This window comes from Saccharibacillus sacchari DSM 19268, from assembly GCF_000585395.1.
Classification (GTDB): Bacteria; Bacillota; Bacilli; order Paenibacillales; family Paenibacillaceae; genus Saccharibacillus; species Saccharibacillus sacchari.
In genome coordinates this window covers 3,721,902-3,739,853 of the sequence record NZ_KK073875.1, presented here as the reverse complement: position 1 = coordinate 3,739,853, position 17,952 = coordinate 3,721,902, and the positions used below count along the sequence as shown (strand labels likewise).

General features: G+C 54.4%; 15 protein-coding genes. 3 read left to right on the top strand and 12 right to left on the bottom strand.

Annotation, left to right across the window (positions count from 1 at the left end; genetic code table 11):
• Nucleotides 1-14: 14 nt before the first annotated feature.
• Nucleotides 15-1,622 carry a response regulator transcription factor gene (locus SACSAC_RS16095; RefSeq protein ID WP_037288186.1) on the bottom strand — a complete coding sequence of 536 codons (1,608 nt, stop codon included), beginning with the start codon at nucleotides 1,620-1,622 and terminating at the stop codon, nucleotides 15-17.
• A 22-nt stretch (nucleotides 1,623-1,644) separates the two neighbouring features.
• A complete protein-coding gene (locus SACSAC_RS16090) occupies nucleotides 1,645-2,232 on the bottom strand; it encodes a TetR/AcrR family transcriptional regulator (protein ID WP_037288184.1) in 588 nt (195 codons plus the stop codon).
• 274 nt (nucleotides 2,233-2,506) lie between these two features.
• Here SACSAC_RS16090 and SACSAC_RS16085 point away from each other — a divergent pair, with 274 nt between their 5' ends.
• Nucleotides 2,507-3,940 carry a DHA2 family efflux MFS transporter permease subunit gene (locus SACSAC_RS16085; protein WP_051507531.1) on the top strand — a complete coding sequence of 478 codons (1,434 nt, stop codon included), beginning with the start codon at nucleotides 2,507-2,509 and terminating at the stop codon, nucleotides 3,938-3,940.
• Between the two features lie 115 nt (nucleotides 3,941-4,055).
• Here the strand turns inward: SACSAC_RS16085 and SACSAC_RS28035 are convergent, their stop codons facing one another.
• The 8 genes from SACSAC_RS28035 to SACSAC_RS16045 all read right to left on the bottom strand — a co-directional run bounded on the left by SACSAC_RS28035 (nucleotide 4,056) and on the right by SACSAC_RS16045 (nucleotide 10,148).
• Entirely contained in the window at nucleotides 4,056-4,202 is a 147-nt protein-coding gene (locus SACSAC_RS28035; protein WP_156951021.1) for a hypothetical protein, read from the bottom strand.
• A 133-nt stretch (nucleotides 4,203-4,335) separates the two neighbouring features.
• Complete coding sequence (locus tag SACSAC_RS16075) at nucleotides 4,336-4,692, bottom strand: MmcQ/YjbR family DNA-binding protein (RefSeq protein ID WP_037288176.1); 357 nt, start codon at nucleotides 4,690-4,692, stop codon at nucleotides 4,336-4,338.
• A gap of 136 nt (nucleotides 4,693-4,828) precedes the next feature.
• Nucleotides 4,829-5,410, bottom strand: coding sequence for an NAD(P)H-dependent oxidoreductase (locus tag SACSAC_RS16070; RefSeq protein ID WP_037288175.1), 582 nt, complete (start codon nucleotides 5,408-5,410; stop codon nucleotides 4,829-4,831).
• Nucleotides 5,411-5,519: 109 nt separating this feature from the next.
• Nucleotides 5,520-5,942, bottom strand: coding sequence for a MarR family winged helix-turn-helix transcriptional regulator (locus SACSAC_RS16065; protein ID WP_037288173.1), 423 nt, complete (start codon nucleotides 5,940-5,942; stop codon nucleotides 5,520-5,522).
• Nucleotides 5,943-6,068: 126 nt separating this feature from the next.
• Nucleotides 6,069-6,881, bottom strand: coding sequence for an HAD hydrolase family protein (locus tag SACSAC_RS16060; RefSeq protein WP_037288171.1), 813 nt, complete (start codon nucleotides 6,879-6,881; stop codon nucleotides 6,069-6,071).
• A gap of 221 nt (nucleotides 6,882-7,102) precedes the next feature.
• Nucleotides 7,103-7,690 carry a sugar O-acetyltransferase gene (locus SACSAC_RS16055; RefSeq protein WP_037288169.1) on the bottom strand — a complete coding sequence of 196 codons (588 nt, stop codon included), beginning with the start codon at nucleotides 7,688-7,690 and terminating at the stop codon, nucleotides 7,103-7,105.
• A 61-nt stretch (nucleotides 7,691-7,751) separates the two neighbouring features.
• Nucleotides 7,752-9,455 (bottom strand): dihydroxy-acid dehydratase, encoded by a 1,704-nt coding sequence (gene ilvD / locus SACSAC_RS16050; protein ID WP_037288166.1) that lies wholly within the window; start codon nucleotides 9,453-9,455, stop codon nucleotides 7,752-7,754.
• A 27-nt stretch (nucleotides 9,456-9,482) separates the two neighbouring features.
• On the bottom strand, nucleotides 9,483-10,148 hold the full coding sequence (locus tag SACSAC_RS16045; RefSeq protein WP_037288163.1) for a GntR family transcriptional regulator: 666 nt from the start codon (nucleotides 10,146-10,148) through the stop codon (nucleotides 9,483-9,485).
• Nucleotides 10,149-10,339: 191 nt separating this feature from the next.
• On the opposite strand from SACSAC_RS16045, the gene SACSAC_RS16040 reads away from it, so the two are divergent.
• Nucleotides 10,340-10,771: a hypothetical protein gene (locus SACSAC_RS16040; protein WP_037288160.1), complete on the top strand. Its 432-nt coding sequence runs from the start codon at nucleotides 10,340-10,342 to the stop codon at nucleotides 10,769-10,771.
• Nucleotides 10,768-13,221, top strand: a complete 2,454-nt coding sequence (locus SACSAC_RS16035) for a molybdopterin-dependent oxidoreductase (protein WP_037288158.1) — start codon at nucleotides 10,768-10,770, stop codon at nucleotides 13,219-13,221. The genes SACSAC_RS16040 and SACSAC_RS16035 overlap by 4 nt, the downstream gene beginning before the upstream one ends.
• A gap of 303 nt (nucleotides 13,222-13,524) precedes the next feature.
• Here SACSAC_RS16035 and SACSAC_RS16030 read toward each other — a convergent pair whose 3' ends face one another.
• Nucleotides 13,525-16,329, bottom strand: a complete 2,805-nt coding sequence (locus SACSAC_RS16030) for a glycoside hydrolase family 2 TIM barrel-domain containing protein (protein WP_037288155.1) — start codon at nucleotides 16,327-16,329, stop codon at nucleotides 13,525-13,527.
• Between the two features lie 233 nt (nucleotides 16,330-16,562).
• A complete protein-coding gene (locus SACSAC_RS16025; RefSeq protein ID WP_037288152.1) occupies nucleotides 16,563-17,858 on the bottom strand; it encodes an arsenic transporter in 1,296 nt (431 codons plus the stop codon).
• Nucleotides 17,859-17,952 lie beyond the last annotated feature (94 nt).

Genomic DNA, 17,952 nt, shown 5'->3' with positions numbered 1-17,952 from the left:
TATGTCCTCCTTTTTCAAGACAAGGTACGACCTGATTGACGGTAATCTTGCGGAACTTGACCGTATTTCTTTTTGAACGTATCGCTAAAATGCCGAACGTTGTTGTAGCCCACCTGTTCGGCAATCTCGTAGATCATCCGATCGGGATTATGCAGCAGCGCCAGCGCTTTGGTCATCCGAATGTCGGTCACATACGTTTTGAAATTTTGCCCGATCTGTTTTTTGAAAAAGCTGCTGAAGTAATAGGGGTTCATATAGAATTCCGCAGCCATTTTCTCTAACGTGATAGCCTCCGCGTAATGCTCGTCGATATAGGCGCGAATTCGGGCAGGCGTGTCGTGATCCCGGCTTAATGCCAGGTCGTCCGCCGCTTCCATCCGACTGCGCAACGCTTCTTCGGCTACCGTGCAGGCTTCCGCGTAAGAAGGACAGGCCGTTAACCGTTCCAACAAAAGCGCATACGAGCGATCTGAAGAGTTAGTCTTCCCTCGCAGCTGCTCCCATTCCCGGATCACCGAGAGCACCAGATGGTACAATGCCGATATCGCGGCATGCTTGCCGATTCCGGCGCTGATCCCGATCTGCGCGAATAACTCCTCGGTCAACGGGTGAATATCCTCTTTGCGCTGCGCAATCATCGAACCGATAAGCCGGGCTTGTCGTTCCGCGGAATCGAACGGAGGCGTTGACGGCTTGCTTTCGCACGTCTCTTCGTCCAGCAACACGCGACCGAATCCGGTAAAATAGGTTTGATCCAGCGCTTTCAGAGCGGATCGGTACGCGACGGCTGCAAATTCAGGCGAATCTACCGTGCGTCCCACGCCGCATGCGACATGCAGTTTGAGGTAACGCTCGATCTTGCCGACGAGTTCCTCAATAAGATTCGCGAGCGTATCCACGTCGGCATGCTGCATCAGCACCACAAAGCGATCTTCTTTTTGCAGGGTTAATCCGCGCATCGTTTGCTGACTCTCGACGGTCTCCCGAATCACGTTACCTAAAGCAAAATGCGCTAAACTGCGTTCTTTTTCCTGCCACGCATATTTCCCGAAAGAATCTTCCGCTTCAATAACAAACAGCGTGCAACGGCCATCGATAAACAAAGACTTTAATTCCGCCAAAGTTGTTAACGCTTTCAAATCTCCGTCAAGCAAACGGGCCGTCAGCTCTTCGATCGTATGCGCCCGGTCTTTGGCTTCATAATAATGCAGCCGTTCCCGCTTCTGCCAACCTTCGCTCTCTTCCCGAATCAGCGCCTCGGCTTTCCGTACGACCGATTCCAATTGGCTTTTGCTGATCGGCTTGACCAGGTAATCGAGCGCGCCAAGCTGAACGGCTTCGCGCGCATAACCGAATTCCTGAAAAGCGCTGATAAAGACGATCTTAGCCTGTCCGCCGCGACCGTTCATCTCCTGAATGACTTCGATCCCGTTGCCTTCCGGCATGCTGATATCGCTAATAACCAGTTGGGGCGACAAGTCGCGGATCAGCTCTCGCAGTTCGCGTCCGTCGCTAGCCTCGCCCACAATCTCAAATCCCAGCTCTTCCCACGGCAGCAGCTTTTTCAGCCCGCGTAAAATGATCGGTTCATCGTCAGCCAACAATAGCTTGATCAGTGTCATCTCGGCCTCTCCTTTCGGATCATTAATCCGTCTCGTACAGATCTTCGCGGCGGAACAACAATGCGAACTGCCGGGCCAAAAATTGCGGCGAATACGGCATGTCGTTGCGCACCCAGGAAGCAATCGTGCCCAGCATGGCCGCAGAGCCGAACCAGACCGCGACATCCTGCTGGATTCCTTTTTCCGCCAATATATGCTTCGTTACGCCGTCGTTGATTTTTTTCACGAAAATATCCCGCAGCCGTTCATGGAAAATAGGAACGCCTCGCGACCCGATAATCACTTTATAAAATTTGGCGTTGGCCGCGATATGCTCCAGCAGTCCGAGCAATATCACGTCATCGCCGCCGGTCTTCTTCTCCTCGACGGTTTTGGTCATCGCTTTTTCGATCTCCAGGACCATTTCTTCAGCCATTTTCTCCATCATGTCTTGAATATCGCGGTAATGCAAATAAAAAGTCACCCGATTGATTGTCGCCCGCTCGGCAATCCGGTTCACCGTGATCTTGTCCGGCTCCATCTCTTCCAACAATTCAATGAGTGCATTCTTCAATAATTGCCGCGTCCGCAAGACTCTGGGATCGACTTTGGTTTTCTGTATTTCGTTCACTGCAACTCCCCCTTATATGTCTTGATTTACACTTTCACGATTTGTGTATATTATTCAAATTTTAAACAACATTTTGCGCTTTTTTGAAAAGTAATTGACGATTTAAGGAAAAGTGTCGCTTGTAACCAAGGCTAACGCCTCGCTATAATCTGTTTTATGCAATGTTGATTATCCGACACGTTGTAAAAAAAGTCTAGCCCAGAAACGAAAGGACGGAGAGAAATTGAGCAGTACCCATGCTTTAGACACAAAATCGGCCAAAAAAGGACCGATTATGTTCATCATGATTCTGGGCGCCTTCCTGGCGACCTTAAACCAGACTCTGATGAGCGTCGCAACGCCGGAACTGATGAAAGACTTTGACATCACCGCCGCTACCGCGCAATGGCTGACCACCGGCTATCTGCTGGTCAACGGCGTGCTGATTCCGATCACCGCTTACCTGATGCAAAAATTTTCGACGCGGCAGTTGTTCCAGGCTTCGATGATGATCTTCCTGGTCGGCACGGTCGTCTCCGCGCTTGCGGGCGACTTCCCGATGCTGCTGACCGGACGCCTGATTCAAGCGGCCGGCGCAGGCATTATCATGCCGCTCTTGATGAATGTCATTCTGGCCTTGTTCCCACCCGAAAAACGCGGTTCGGCGATGGGACTGGTCGGTCTCGCCATTATCGTTGCCCCGGCAATCGGACCGACGCTTGCGGGTTATACGCTGGAACACTATTCGTGGGAAACCATGTTTTACGCGATGATTCCTCTGGCCGTATTGGTCATCGTGTTGGGCTTCGTTTTCCTGCGCAACGTCGGCGAACGCGTGAACGTCAAGTTCGATGCGATCAGCGTCATCTTGTCGACGATCGGCTTCGGCGCGTTGCTGTACGGCTTCAGCCGTGCAGGCAGTTTGGGCTGGTCCAGTGCCGAAGTCTTGATCATGATCGCCGTCGGCGTGATCGGGTTGGTCGTCTTCTGTTGGAGACAGCTCAAAATGACAACGCCGCTGCTCGACCTTCGCGCCTTCAAATTCAATATGTTCTCACTGACGATCGTCATCAGCATCGCGGTAACGATGATTATGTATGCGGACATGATGCTGCTGCCGCTTTACCTGCAAAATGCCCGAGGTTACACCGCGATCGAATCCGGCCTGCTGCTTCTGCCCGGCGCGCTGCTGATGGGTCTCTTGATGCCAGTTACCGGACGACTGTTCGATAAGTACGGCGCCAAATGGCTGACCATTATCGGCATGGCGATCGTGATCGCGACCACGCTCGGCTTCATTAATCTGACGGATACGACCAGTTATACGTACCTGGTTCTCATGTCCACGGCGCGCCGAATCGGCATGGCGTTCATGATGATGCCGCTTCAGACCGCAGGTCTGAACCAACTGCCGCCTCGCCTGAACGCGCACGGTACGGCCATTAGCAATACGACGCGTCAAGTCGCGGGCGCAATCGGCACTTCGCTGCTCGTTACCGTCATGTCCGACCGCGCCAAGTCGCACGCCGCAGACATGATGCAAAACGGCACGGATCCGGCGCAGATCGCGACGCAAGCCCAGATCGCCGGGATCAACGATGCGTATGTCGTGATCGTAGGAATCGGGATCGTCGGACTGCTGCTGTCGTTCTTTATTAAAAAGGTGAAGCGCGGCAGCGAGGAGACGGTAGTCGTAAACGGCAAGAAAAGCGAAGCGGTAAAAGCGTAAAGCGAGTCCTTTGACCGATAATTAAGAAAAAGCATAGAAAAAAGCAGCGAATTCGATCGCTGCTTTGAAGCTGTCGGGATGCGTTCCGGCAGCTTTTTCGTTCTTCCCTTACTCCTTAGTCGTCGTCTTGATCGTTATCCATCTGCTGATGCTCAGCGTCGTCCATGTCCATATCATTCATATCGTTGTCATCGTCCGAACCGCATCCGAGCATCGTCGCCAACAGTCCGACGGCAGCCAGCGTACGCAGCGTCCTTTTCATCGGGTCTCCTCCTTCCGCTTTTGCGGCTTCTTTACTATAGGATAACCCGGACACGGCTGCTTTGAATTGATTTCGCGACATTAAAAGCCGGTCTTTTCGATCGCGATTTCTCCCGGTTCGTTTCTCTGCATTTTCAAAAATCCGCCTGCTGCCGTTTCTTCGAAATTTTCGGCCGGGTCAGCTCGAAGCTGTGCCGCACGAGATCGAAAATATCTTCCTGATCCAGATCCCCGTCCAAAATAACGGTGTTCCAATGCTCCTTATTCATATGGTAGCCGGGCTTGATATCGCCGTGCAGATCGCGAAGCATGGCGGCTCGCATCGGATCGCATTTCAAATTCGCGCAATGACGGCCTTCCCGTATGTAAATGAAGGCGAACGACTTTTTGTTGCTGCCGTGCCGCATCACGGTCCAGCTCTCGTCGAACGGATAATCTTCGTACACGCCCGGATAAGTCAGGCAGTGGTCGATCAGGTCTTGTTTGTCCATATTTCAATTCACCTTCTTGTTTTATTCATCATCCTTATTTCATTCAGTATATCAAACATATGTTCTTGATCCAACGTAAAAAAGCACCCACCAAAGCGAGTGCTAATTGCTGCGGGAGAAATTTGGTTTGAACGAATTAAAAGGCTTTTTTGACTGTATCTTCGACTTGGCGCAGAATTTCTTGATAGCTTTCTTCCGGGAGATAGCCAATGCTGCCGAACAGCAGGTGGCCAGCGGACTGGATGCCCGTGAATTCGAAAATACCGCCAGTTGCGGTAGCACGCAGAGCGTCGCTCATGCCGATTTGGTCGTAGACTTCGGCTGGCGTGCCGTGCGTGTTGATGATCAGGCCTTTTTTGCCGGTCAACATCTTCACGATGCCGTTCTCGTCGCTGGCATAAGCAAATCCGTAAGCGAATACGCGGTCCACATAACCTTTAAGAATAGCCGGAAGACCTGTCCACCAGATCGGATAGATAAACGTAATCGTATCCGCTTGCGTAATGAACTCCTGCTCGGTCTTGATGTCCTGCGGCGTGTTTCCGGCTCTCATGGCTGTTGTATCTTGAGCTTTCAGCACAGGTTGGAAATCAAGCTCGTACAGATCGCGCACGATGACTTCCCCGCCTTTGCTTTGCAGAGCCGTTACGGTCGTGTTCAGAATCGAACGGTTCAAGCTGTCTTGGTGCGGGTGAGCGTAAACGATCAGATGTTTCATTATAAATAACCTCCAAAAAATAATAAAATAGTTTATTTTCGCCTATAACTACATAGACATCTATGCAATATTCGAAAATATTGCATAGGTCTCCATGTCGTCGGACATTTCAGAACCTATGCGCGATTTTGTCTAACAGTCGCTCCAACTCAAGACCTTCGTCTTTTGACAAGTTGCCGTACAACTTTTCGTTCAGGCGGGCGGACACACTGCGGAATATCGGTTCAAGCTCCCGGCCTTTCGACGTCAATGCGATAAGGGTCACCCGTTGATCGGTCTGACTTTTCACCCGTTTGACATAGCCCAACTTTTCCAGCTTATTGACCAACACCGTCACTGTAGGCTGTGTGCGACCAATTGCTTCCGCCAGTTCCGTTACGGACAAACCGTCTTTTTGATAAAGGAACATCAGCACGCCGCCGTGGGACGGTACAATGCCTTCAATACCTTGCGCTTCCAACTCGGTTGTAATCAGCTTCTGTGCCTGATCGTTGATCCGACTGATCAATGCGGCTGCGTTGTATTTGTTCATGAACGAATAATAACATAGACATCTATGTATTTTCAAGCCTCATTTTTAAAAAAGCTTCGCCTTACGGGCACGGCCTGTTTACCGTATGCTCGCAAGCGAAGCTTTTTCCTTACCCGGACTATGGACTTAAGCGCGTGCCCGCGACTGCAAACGCAACAGCTTTTCTACCGTAAGCAGCACGCCGTCTTCCACGTTGGACTTGGTAACAAAAGCCGCTGCGGCCTTCGTGTTCTCGCAAGCGTTGCTTACGGCAAAGCTGAATTCAGCGATCTGCATCAACTCCACGTCGTTCTCCCCGTCGCCGAAAGATAACGTTTCTTCACGCGTGGCTCCCAGCATCTGCTGAAGCTTCATAACCGTCTCGCCTTTATGGGTGCCGAGCGCCGTAATGTCCAGCCAACGCGGCTCGGAGTCCACGATATACATTTGACCGCCGAGTTTTTCTTCCACTTTGCGTCGAAGATTTGCACTGCGTCCTTCGGCATCGAACACGGTGACTTTGACGAAAGAACCCGGAACTTCGTTAAACGAGGAGACCCGAAGGACTTCGCGGTACGAACGTTTAACCAAGCCGTATTCGTCGTCCGGGAGCGTGTCGCGCACATAAGCCGCATCTCCGGTGCAAGCGATAATGATCATATTCGGGTCGAAAGCTTCGATCTCGGCGATCGATCCCAACGCCAGCTCTCGAGCGAGCGTGAATTCTTGTACCACTTTGCCGTCCCGTTTGATCCGAGTCGCGCTGTCGCCGAGAATCCAAATTCCCTCGAAGCCTTCGAACAGTTCTTCTACCCGCTCGCATTGCTTGCCCGTACAAGCCGCAAATTGAACGCCCTGCTGCTGCATCTGCGCATATACTTCCGCAAACCGCTCCCGATCGAAATCGCCTTCGTTATTCAAAAATGTTCCGTCCAGATCGCTAACCACCAGCTTGAACATGATCTTCCTCCTCTTGGTTGCATGCCTTCGCACACTTTATAAACATCATTTATTAAGGTGTATGTTTACTTTATCGCGTGAAACGCGTTTCACGTCAAGCCCCTTTTTTCGACTAGACCGCAAGATCTACGAATACGCAAAAAAGACGCATTCCCTGAAAAGGAAATGCGTCTTTTGCGCAAGGCACAAGCGCCTTGTTAATGCTCTAGGGCGTGTCGTCACTAAGCCCGTTTATACTTATTCCGATCTTCTTCCGTAATCTCGCGAATCACGCGGCACGGATTGCCTGCCGCGATCACGCCCGGCGGAATATCCCGGTTCACGACGCTGCCCGCTCCGATCACGCTTCCGGAACCGATCGTTACGCCCGGCAGCACGACCGCATTGCCGCCGAACCAGACGTTGTCTCCGACCGTGATCGGATAGGCGTACTCCAATCCCGCGTTCCGCTGCTCGACGTCAAGCGGATGGCCTGCCGCGTAGAAACCGCAATTCGGTCCGATGAACACATTGTCGCCGAAACTCACTTTGGCCGCGTCGAGAATGATCAGATTGTGGTTCGCGTAAAAGTTGCTTCCCAGCTCGATACGATAACCCAAGTCGCAGTAAAAGGGCTGTTCGATCACGAACGGTCCTTTTGCCTCGGCCACGATTTTTCGAATCATCTCTTCGCGCTCGACCAACTTCAACGGATTCAACTGATTATGCTCGAAACATAGCGATTTGCAGTAATTGCGCTCGCGGACGAGCTGCGGATCATTGTTGTTGTCGTATAACAAACCCGAAGCGGCTTTTTCTTTCTCCGTCATGTTTGGTGTCAATGCCGATCCCTCCGAAAGTAGCGGTTTGTTCAAGTATAAACGAAGACGTTTACTCGAACAAATCGGTTACCGCGCCTTTTGACGCCGAGGAAACCAGCCGGGCATACTTCGCCAACACGCCCGAAGACACTTTGAGCGGCGGCTGCACCCAAGCTTGCTTGCGCGCTGCCAACTCTTCTTCGCTTACGTCCATGCTGACCTCCCGGATCTCGCTGTCGAACGTAACCATGTCGCCGGTCCGAAGCAACCCGATCGGGCCTCCGACTTGAGCCTCCGGCGAGACGTGTCCCACCACGAAGCCGTGCGAACCGCCCGAGAAGCGTCCGTCCGTCATCAGCGCGACTTCGCCGCCCAACCCCTTGCCGACGATCATCGCCGTAACCGACAGCATTTCCGGCATGCCCGGTCCGCCTTTCGGTCCGCAATAACGGATAACCAGCACGTCGCCTTTGACAATATCGCCTCGCGTAATCGCTGCCGTAGCCTCGTCCTCGCTGTCGTAGACTTTGGCCGGGCCGGTAAAGCGGGACTTTTTCATGCCCGACATTTTGGCTACCGCGCCGTCCGGCGCCAGGTTGCCCTTCAGCACGACGAGCGGTCCGTTCGGCTTCAGCGGATTATCGAACGAGCGGATGATGTCCTGTCCTTCTTCCAAGGAAGGCATGTCGGCCAAGTTCTCCGCCAACGTACGGCCCGTTACCGTCATGCAGTCCCCGTGCAGAAGTCCGCGCTCAAGCAGCATTTTCATGACGCCCGGCACGCCGCCGATATCGTTCAGATCCTGCATGACATGCGTTCCGCTCGGTTTCAAATCGGCCAAATGCGGCACGTTCAACCGGATGCGTTCGAAATCGTCCAGCGTCAGATCCACGTCGACCGAATGCGCCATCGCGAGCAAATGCAGGAACGCGTTCGTCGATCCGCCGAGCGCCATCACGACCGTGATCGCATTCTCGAATGCTTCTTTGGTCATGATATCGCGCGGATAAATTTCTTTTTCGAGCAAGTTGATCACGGCTGCGCCCGCTCTTTCGCATTCGTCTGCTTTGCCTGAAGAGATTGCGGGCGTCGACGACGAACCCGGCAAACTCATGCCCATCGCTTCGGCGGAAGCTGCCATGGTGTTCGCCGTATACATGCCGCCGCACGCGCCTGGACCCGGACAAGCGCTGCATTCTACCTTTTTCAACTCTTCGTCGGTCATTTTTCCTTCTTGATACTGCCCGACCGCTTCGAACGCGGATACGATATCGATCTTTTTGCCGTCGAGAATTCCGGGTTGAATCGTGCCGCCGTAGACATAAACGGAAGGTACGTTCAAGCGCCCGATCGCCATCAGGCAGGCCGGCGTGTTTTTGTCGCAGCCTCCGACCGCCACCAGGCCGTCGAAGCGTTCCGCTCCCGCCACGATCTCGATCGAATCGGCGATCGCTTCGCGGCTCGGTAGCGAGAACAACATGCCTTCGTGTCCCATCGAGATGCCGTCGGACACGGTGATGGTGTTGAATACGAGCGGCGCTCCGCCGTTTTCTTTAACGCCTTGTTTCGCTTTGAAAGCAAGATCGTTGATATGCATATTGCACGGCGTCACTTCGCTCCAAGTGCTGGCTACGCCGATCATCGGTTTTTTGAAATCTTCGTCGGTGAATCCTACCGCGCGCAGCATCGCCCGGTTCGGTACCCGGTTCGCGCCCTCGCTGATGACTTTGCTGCGGATTCTCAAGTCTTTTTGGCTGCCGTTGTTGTTTTCCATTTTTATTTGCTCCCGTCTGTTGAAGTATTAAATCAGATGTTCCAGTTCGCGCATCGGACGGATCAAATTTTGCTTCATCGCTTCGTGGGCGGCTGCGCCGTCCTGGCTTTGAAAAGCGCGGATGATCGCGAAGTGTTCGTCGACCGAAGCCTGCGTAGAGTCGATCGGCTGCTGCAAAAACACGTATTTGAATCGCCGGATATGAACTTGAAGCGAATCGCTGAAGCTTGCCGTGTACGGATTGCTCGAAAGCTCGACGATCGCGTTATGAAATTCCTCGTCCGTCTCCATCGCCAAGTAAGGTTGGTCGCTGCCGACCGCGCGTTCGAATTCCGTGTTCAAATCGATCAAATGCCGAATTTGTTCGGGACGAATCAGCTTCGCCGCGACTTCCGCCGCGGACGCGTGCAAAGCCGCCAAAGTGGAATACAATTTGAAAATATCGCCCTTTTCGACTCCCGTCACTTTCGTTTCTTTGCCGGGATAGGTCGCAACCAGTCCCTTCACTTCAAGCAGCTGAAAAGCTTCGCGAATCGGCGTTCGGCTCACGCCGAGCGATTCGCTTAATTCCGATTCGAGCAGTTTTTCGCCCGGCTGAAGGGTTCCGTCGATAATCCAGCGTTGGATTTGGTCAAACGCTTTTTCTTTGGCGGACATTCGGGCCGGCGCTTTAAAATTTTGAGGAACGGGCAACAGGAAGCCTCCTTTGCTTGACGTTTCAACAAACTATAGTATGCAATATATCGCATACGTATACGAAAATCAATCTAAAATTCAAACCTTTCAATTTTTATTTTTTTGTTAACAAAAAAGCGGAACGGGTATGTAATCTTGAGCATAACCATATACCGGTTCATAACATATACGCGGACAGGAGGGATTTCATGAGTACACTTTACCCCCTTTTTTCTTCGGTACTTAAGGAAGTCGAGCAAATATTGAAAGAAACGGCCGAAATGAGCCATCCGCTGGTGGTTTTGTTTCGCACGGCCCTGGAGGACGAACGGCAGGCTTTGCGGAATCTGCTCCCTATCCTGAAGCAGGACTCGCCGGCTTTGGAAGATTTCAAAAAGGACTGCTCGGTCGTCTACCTGAACGACGAGATCGTCGAATCGACCTTCCGCGCTTGGCTCCGCGCCGTCGATTGGATGGATCACGAGGACTCGGAAGAAGCGGCCAAACTAGAGAACCGTTTTCCCGGCATCAAAAAGACATTGACCGAAGCGGCGGCGGAGATCGAAAACGCCTACGGCGACGACACCAGCAAATACATCGTGCCGGTGCTTTACCGACCGCAGACAGGAGGCGTGCGATGAGTTGGCAAAACGAACGGATCGATATGAACGTATACAGCCAAGGCCAGGTCGACCGCTGGGTGTACAGCACCTGCAATCTTTGCTCGGTCGGATGCGGCTGCGAGATCGCGGTCAAAGACGAGCAGATCGTCGGCATCCGCGGCAACAGCAAGCACTCGATCAACCGAGGACGGCTCGGACCGAAAGGCGAAAATCAGTGGCAGGCCAATTCAAGTCCCGACCGCCTGCTGTCCCCCCTGATCCGCAACGAGCTAGGCGAGCTTGTTCCGGCAACGTGGAACGAAGCGATGGATCTGATCGTGAATAAAATGAAAGAAACGCTGGAACGAAAAGGCCCCAACGGCATCGCGATTTATTCGACGGGTCAAGCATTCCTCGAAGACTATTACACGATCGCAAAAGTCGGACGCGCCGGCATCGGCACGCATCTGCTGGATGCCAACACCCGGCTTTGTACCGCGACTACGGAATTTTGCCTGCTGCAATCGTTCGGAGCCGACGGAGCCCCCGCTTCCTACGACGATATCGACGAGACGGACACGCTGATGCTGTTCGGGCATAACGTCGCCGAGACCGGCACGGTGCTGCATGAACGCATCATGGACCGCAAAGCCCGCACCGGCAAACCGTACATCATCGCCGTCGATCCGCGCCGGACATTGACGGTGCGCGGCGCCGACTTGCATTTGCAGCTTCGTCCCGGAACCAACGTGCCCCTGCTCAACGGACTGCTGCGAATGATGCTGGAAAACGGCGCTGCCGACGAAGAGTTTATCGCAAACTACACGATCGGCTTCGACGATATGCGCGGCGCGCTGGAGGAATGGACGCCGGAGCGCACTTCGGAAGTGACCGGAATTCCGGTCGCAACGCTGCTTGAAGCCGGACGTCTGCTGTCCGAGACCCCGACGCTCGTGACGACCACGCTGCAAGGCGCCTTCCAAAGCGCGGACGCGACGACGGCCTGCGTGGCGATCAACAATATGCATTTGGCGCGCGGCCTGATCGGCAAACCGGGCAGCGGACCGCTTCATATGGCCGGACAGCCCAGTTCTTCGGCCAATCGCACGGTCGGCGGCGTCGGCACTTATCCCGCCAACCGCAACCCGATGAACCCGCAGCATTTGCAGGAGATGGCAGATCTGTGGAACGTTGAAGAATCGCTGCTTCCGGCCGGCCCGGAAAAAGGGATCGAAGAGCAGTTGGAAATGATCGAACAGGATCAGATCGACGTGTTTTGGAATATCGGCACCAACCCGCTCGTTTCCCTGCCGAACCGCAAACGGGCGAAAGCGGCTCTGGAAAAAGTGTTCGTGATCATGCAGGACCATTTCCTGACCGAGACGTCCAAAGTCGCCGACGTCGTCCTCCCTGCCGCCATGTGGGGCGAAAAAGAAGGCACGATGGAAAATGCCGACCGCCGCATCAATTTGCTTCGCAAAGCGGTAAATCCGCCCGAAGGCGTGCGCACCGACCTGGAGATCCTGATCGATTTCTCGAAACGGATGGATTTCCGCGACAAAGACGGACAGCCGCTGATCGGTTATTCGACCCCGGAAGAAGCCTTCGAAGAATGGAAAAAAGTCTCGCGCGGACGTCCGAGCGACATGACCGGCATGACATACGACCTGCTTCAAAAACATAACGGCATGCGCTGGCCGGCTACCGCGGAGCGTCCCGAAGGCACCGTACGGCTGTACGAAGATTTCAAATTCCCGACGTCGACCGATTACGCGCAGAGCTACACGAAAAACCAATTTACGGGCCGTGCTTTGACCCGAGCCGAATATGAAGAGAAACAAGCGGACGGACGCGCCATTTTCCACGCGACCCGCTATAATCCGCCATCCGAGCAGCCCGGCGGCGACTTCCCGATGTGGCTGACGACCGGACGGCTCGTTTGGCACTGGCATACGCGTACCAAGACCGGACGCTCGCCGTATCTGCAAGCCGCCGCTCCGCACGGTTACGTCGAAGTGAACGAAGCCGATGCGGCGAAGCTCGGCATCGTCGAAGGCGAAGTCGTCCGCATCGTGTCGCCGCGCGGACAGATCGAAGTCCCGGCCAAAATCGGCGACGCCGTTCAGCCGGGCCTCGTATTCGTGCCGTTCCATTTCGGCAGTTGGGAAAGCAAACAGGCCGCCAACGACCTGACCGCCGACTTCGTCGACCCGCTGTCCAAGCAGCCGACGTTCAAGCAATCCGCCTGCCGGATCGAAAAGCTCCGCAAACAGCATCTCGTCGCCGGCGGCGAAACCGTCGGTTATATCGCCGACAAGTACGACATGAGCGTCGACGACCTGCTGCGCGTCAACAAGCTCGATACGCCTTACGGCATCCAAACGGGCCAACATCTCGAAATCCCGATCTCGATGATCAACGTCCCGATCCAACCCTATTCCCCTCAGCGGACGGATTTCAAAAAGACGCCCATCAAAGAGCAAGGTTGAAATCTTGGTATCCCGACTTCTTCGCCGCAACATATGTGCAAAAAAGACCTCGGCGTTCGCTCTAAGCGAACGCCGAGGTCTTTTCAATAATTTCAATACTTAAAAAACCAAAAGCCCAAAAATGCCAACCGACATTCCAAAGCTTCCGCTCTTCCCCTACTCCTCCAACTCGATGCGATAGCCCAAGCGGAGGGAGAAATTCAGCGAAGGACGCCTTTGAGCACGGAAAGCTGCAAGCTTTCTGCGCGAGACAGCGTACTGAGCGAATTTTTCCCGCAGCGCCTCCCTATCGCTTCGCCCTCCTTATCGCACCATCTTCTCCACTTCACCAATTTCAATCTCCACCGTCGGCGCGAACGCATCCGACCGCACATAATTGAGCACGCTGCTCAAGAACTGACGCCCATCAGGCGTTTGTCCGGCCGCAGCCGCATCGACCGCGCACACGAGCAGATTGCCGCCGCCCGTTTTGCATTCGAACAACAGCCCCAGCTTGTGGTTGCGCTCGAAGTTGTCGATTGTTTGCACGATCGGCTCCCACTCGGACGGCGTGCCGTCCAAAATGACCGAGCGCGAGTTCATGACCACGTTCCACCAAGCGTAGGTCGTATGCGTTTCGCTCGGGAAATCTTTCAAAGCCGGATGCTCGTTGCGAACGAGCAAGCCGTGCGTGCCGACCGGAATCTTGCGATCCATGCTTTCCGAGATCGAACGGAACATCGGGAAGCACCAGAAATCGGCGGCATACGTGCCTTCGATCGAGTTTTGGAGCGCGGAGATATTCGGCATGAGCAGCACGTTTCCGCCTTCGGCCAGCAGCGTTTTCGCTTCGTCGGTCAGCGTCTCGAACACGTGAACGTCGCCGAAATCCGCTTTCGTTTCCGCCGGGTAGATCCATAGCTCGTAGTTTTTGTAGACGTCCGTGCCATTCAGAGAAAGCGCCAATTCCGCCTTTTGCATCGACTCTACATTTGGCAAAGCCAGCTCTATACCGCCAAGCTCGAACAGATCGCCGCTCTCCGTCACGTTTGCCGTAACCACGCCAGCACCCAACTGTTGCTCACCCGAACGCAGCGACCAGCTCACTTCCACGTCGCCCGGCGCTTCCTCGCGGAACCAACTCAGCTCCACCGCCGCAGAGAACGTGTCGCCGCCGACCAGATTATACGATTCGAAGCGCGCCAGCAGCACGGCATTATCGCAGAACGAACGCCAGTCTTCTTCCGTGATCAAGCCTTTGGAATCCATGAACGCATCTAGAGCGCCGACCAAAGCCGTTCCCTGACCGCTGAAATCCTGCAAATCGAGCACTTGGAATCCGGCCAGCTTGCGCGAACGCAGCGCCGCTTCCAACTCTTCTTTATAACATTCCATCGCCAGCTTGCCCGAGTTTTTGAAATAAGCGGGCGCCAGACGGCCCAATCCTTTTTCCTCCAGACGCTCGCGGAAGATTTTGAAATTTTCGGCTTTGAGCGGTCCCGTATACTTCTCGATTTCGTCGAAATTCGGGAACGTCGCGTACTGCCCGATTTCGTGCGACACGACCGGAAGAGGCGACACCCAATCCCCGCCGTCGCCTTCGGCTTCGACCGTTTTCATTCCCGTTCCGTATTGAATCTGGATTTGCTTTTTGCCGCCTTCTTCGCCGTCTGCCGCTTGAACGCGCGCAGGCGAGATCGCTTGGTCATAGTCCGTCAGCGTGCCCGGAGGCGCAACCTGAACATGTCCTTGCGGCGCGTCGCACATCGCATACGATCCGCGGAACAGACGCTCGCGCGTGAACCGCACTCCGCAGAAGAAGTCGTCATGCGCAAGCAGCTCCGGTACCCATTGGTGGTTGTTTGAGCCTTGCGTATACAGCGGACGGGAATCGAACTCCTTATATCCTTTCAGGATCGAATCGATCTTCGTCCGGCTGCCCCACAGCTCGTTGCCGAGGGAGAACATGACGCACGACGCATGATTCGCGAACGCTTTAAGGATGGCATACCCTTCTTCGATCAGATAATCCTGCTCCGCCTGGTTGTGATTTTCTTCGCCCGGCTCCGTGATCGTGCCCCAGAACGGAAGTTCCGGCTCCATATAGATCCCCAGCAGATCCGCGGCCGCAAACGCAGCTTCTGGCGGACATGCGGTATGGAAACGATAATGGTTCATGCCGTACGCTTTCGAGATGCCCAGAATGCGAACCCACTCGTCCACGTCCGTCGGCGCATATCCGGTCAACGGGAAAATCAGTCCGTCATGCTTGCCGCGCAGGAAAGTGCGTTTGCCGTTGATCTCGAACTTGTCGCCCGCCGACTTGAACTCGCGCAGTCCCAGCACGCTCTCCGTCGTATCGACCACGGCTCCGTTCGCATCCAGGAGCTCCAGCTTCAAGCGATATAATTCCGGCGTCCATTCGCTCCATAAACGCGCGGCTTCGCCCAACGAATAGGTAACGTCGACGCTTGATCCGTTCAGCTCGAACTCGGCCAATTCCGGCGTATGCGAACCTTCCCCGTTGAAACTTTCTGCCGAGACGCGTAGTTTAGCAGCCTTTTCCCCTTCGATATTGGCTGTAATCCGAACGTGCTTCTCGCCTACGTTCGGATAGGTGCGCAGCTCTTCCAAACGAGACTCCCCGTAGAATTGCAGTTCGATCGCGCCCGTAATGCCGTTCCAGTTGGTTTGCGTATCCGGCGACGTCATATGACCGCCTTTGGTCGGATAGCCCACATTGTCCACTCGGATCGTCAGCGTATTTTTGCCCGCTTTAAGCTTGCCCGTCAGGTCGTACACATGCGGCGCGTTCAGGCTGTTCCGCGTGCCGGTCTCCTCGCCGTTCAGCCACACCGTCGTGATGCGCGTACGCTCCAAATGCAGCAGCGAGACGCGTTCCGCAGACTCTGCCGGCACTTCGATCTCTTTTCGGAACCAGGCCGAGCCTTCGAATTTATATTCGTCCGTCAGCGACCCGATCAACTGCTCTTCGTTGCGGCGTCCTTTGCGGGCGTGCGACGTCGTGCCGGGCAGCTCCATCGTATCCTCGAACGCCTGCGGCAGGCCTTTTCTTTCTTCGTCCAGACTCAACTGCCATACCCCGGACAGATTCAACTTGCTTTGCATGGATTCTCACTCCTATTTGTATACGTTTTCTCATTCTCCATCTCTTACTATAACGTTTTCGGAAACTCAGAGCAATCCATTTGTCGAAAGCTGTCGGGTTGAAAAAAGACTGCGCGATGATCGAACATTTGCAGGCTCGATCCCTTTTTTCGCACAGTTTCGTCCAGACGGCAAAAAGCCCCGAATCTCCATGATCCGGGACTTGCGCCGCGCAAGCGGCTTTTGACAACCTTTTATAACCAAGACAACCATAAGTACAACCCAAGCAGCGTAATAAACAAGGTCGGAATCGTCAACACGACGCCGATACGGAAATACTGGCCCCACGTGATGCGGATGCCTTTGTTGTTCAACACGTGCAGCCAGAGCAGCGTTGCCAGCGAACCGATCGGCGTCAGCTTCGGCCCCAGATCCGCTCCGATCACGTTCGCGTAGATCAAAGCCTCCTGAATGCGGCCGCCCGCGTCTGCCGTATCGATTGCCAGAGCCCCGATCAGCACGCTCGGCAGATTGTTCATGATCGACGACATGACCGCCGTGAGGAAGCCCATGCCCATCGTGGCCGCGAACAGCCCGTGATCGGCAAATCCGCGAATGCCTCCGGCAAGCCAATCCGTCAATCCCACGTTGCGAAGTCCGTACACGACCACGTACATCCCGACCGAGAAAAATACGATCGACCACGGCGACTCTTTGACGATCGCCGCGACGGAGATCGACGGACTGCGACGAGCCAGAATCAGGAACAAGATCGCGATCACGCCTGCGGTGAGCGACAACGGAATACCGAGCAGCTCACCCGCGAAATAACCGACCAACAGCAAGCCGACGACGACCCACGAAATTCGGAACAGTTTCAGATCCCGAATCGCGGTCGAAGGCGCTTTAAGCTGCGAATCATCGAACGTTTTGGGAATGCTTTTACGGAAAAAGAAATAAAGCACGCCTAAGCTTCCCGCCAGCGCAAACAGATTCGGCACGAACATTCGGCCTGCATACTGCATAAAGCCGATATGGAAATAATCCGCCGAGACGATGTTCACCAGATTGCTGATTAATAGCGGCAGCGAAGTCGTATCGGCAATAAAGCCTCCCGCGATAATAAACGGAAACACCTGACGTTCGTTCAACTTGAGCGCCCGCACCATCGCCAGCACGATCGGAGTCAAAATCAATGCCGCTCCGTCGTTCGCGAACAGCGCAGCCACGACCGCTCCCAGCAAAACCAAGTACACGAACATGCGGACGCCGCTGCCTTTCGAAGCACGGGCCATATGCAGCGCCGCCCATTCGAACAAGCCGACCCGATCCAGCACGAGCGAGATCAGAATGATCGCCACGAAAGCCAACGTAGCGTTCCAGACGACATCCGTCACATCGCGCACATCCTGCATATCCACGACCCCGGTAAGCAGCGCAAGCACGGCGCCGCCGCAGGCCGACCACCCGATCGGCAGTCCGTAAGGACGTCGGATGACCAAAAATAAAGTCAAAACAAAGATGAGAGTTGCCCACAACGCAGCGTACACACGTTAACCTCCAGTAATTGGGCAAGTCCGATCCGGAATCCGATATTCCGTTCTCCTACCCCTCGCGAATCTTCCGTATAGCCGTTTATATGTT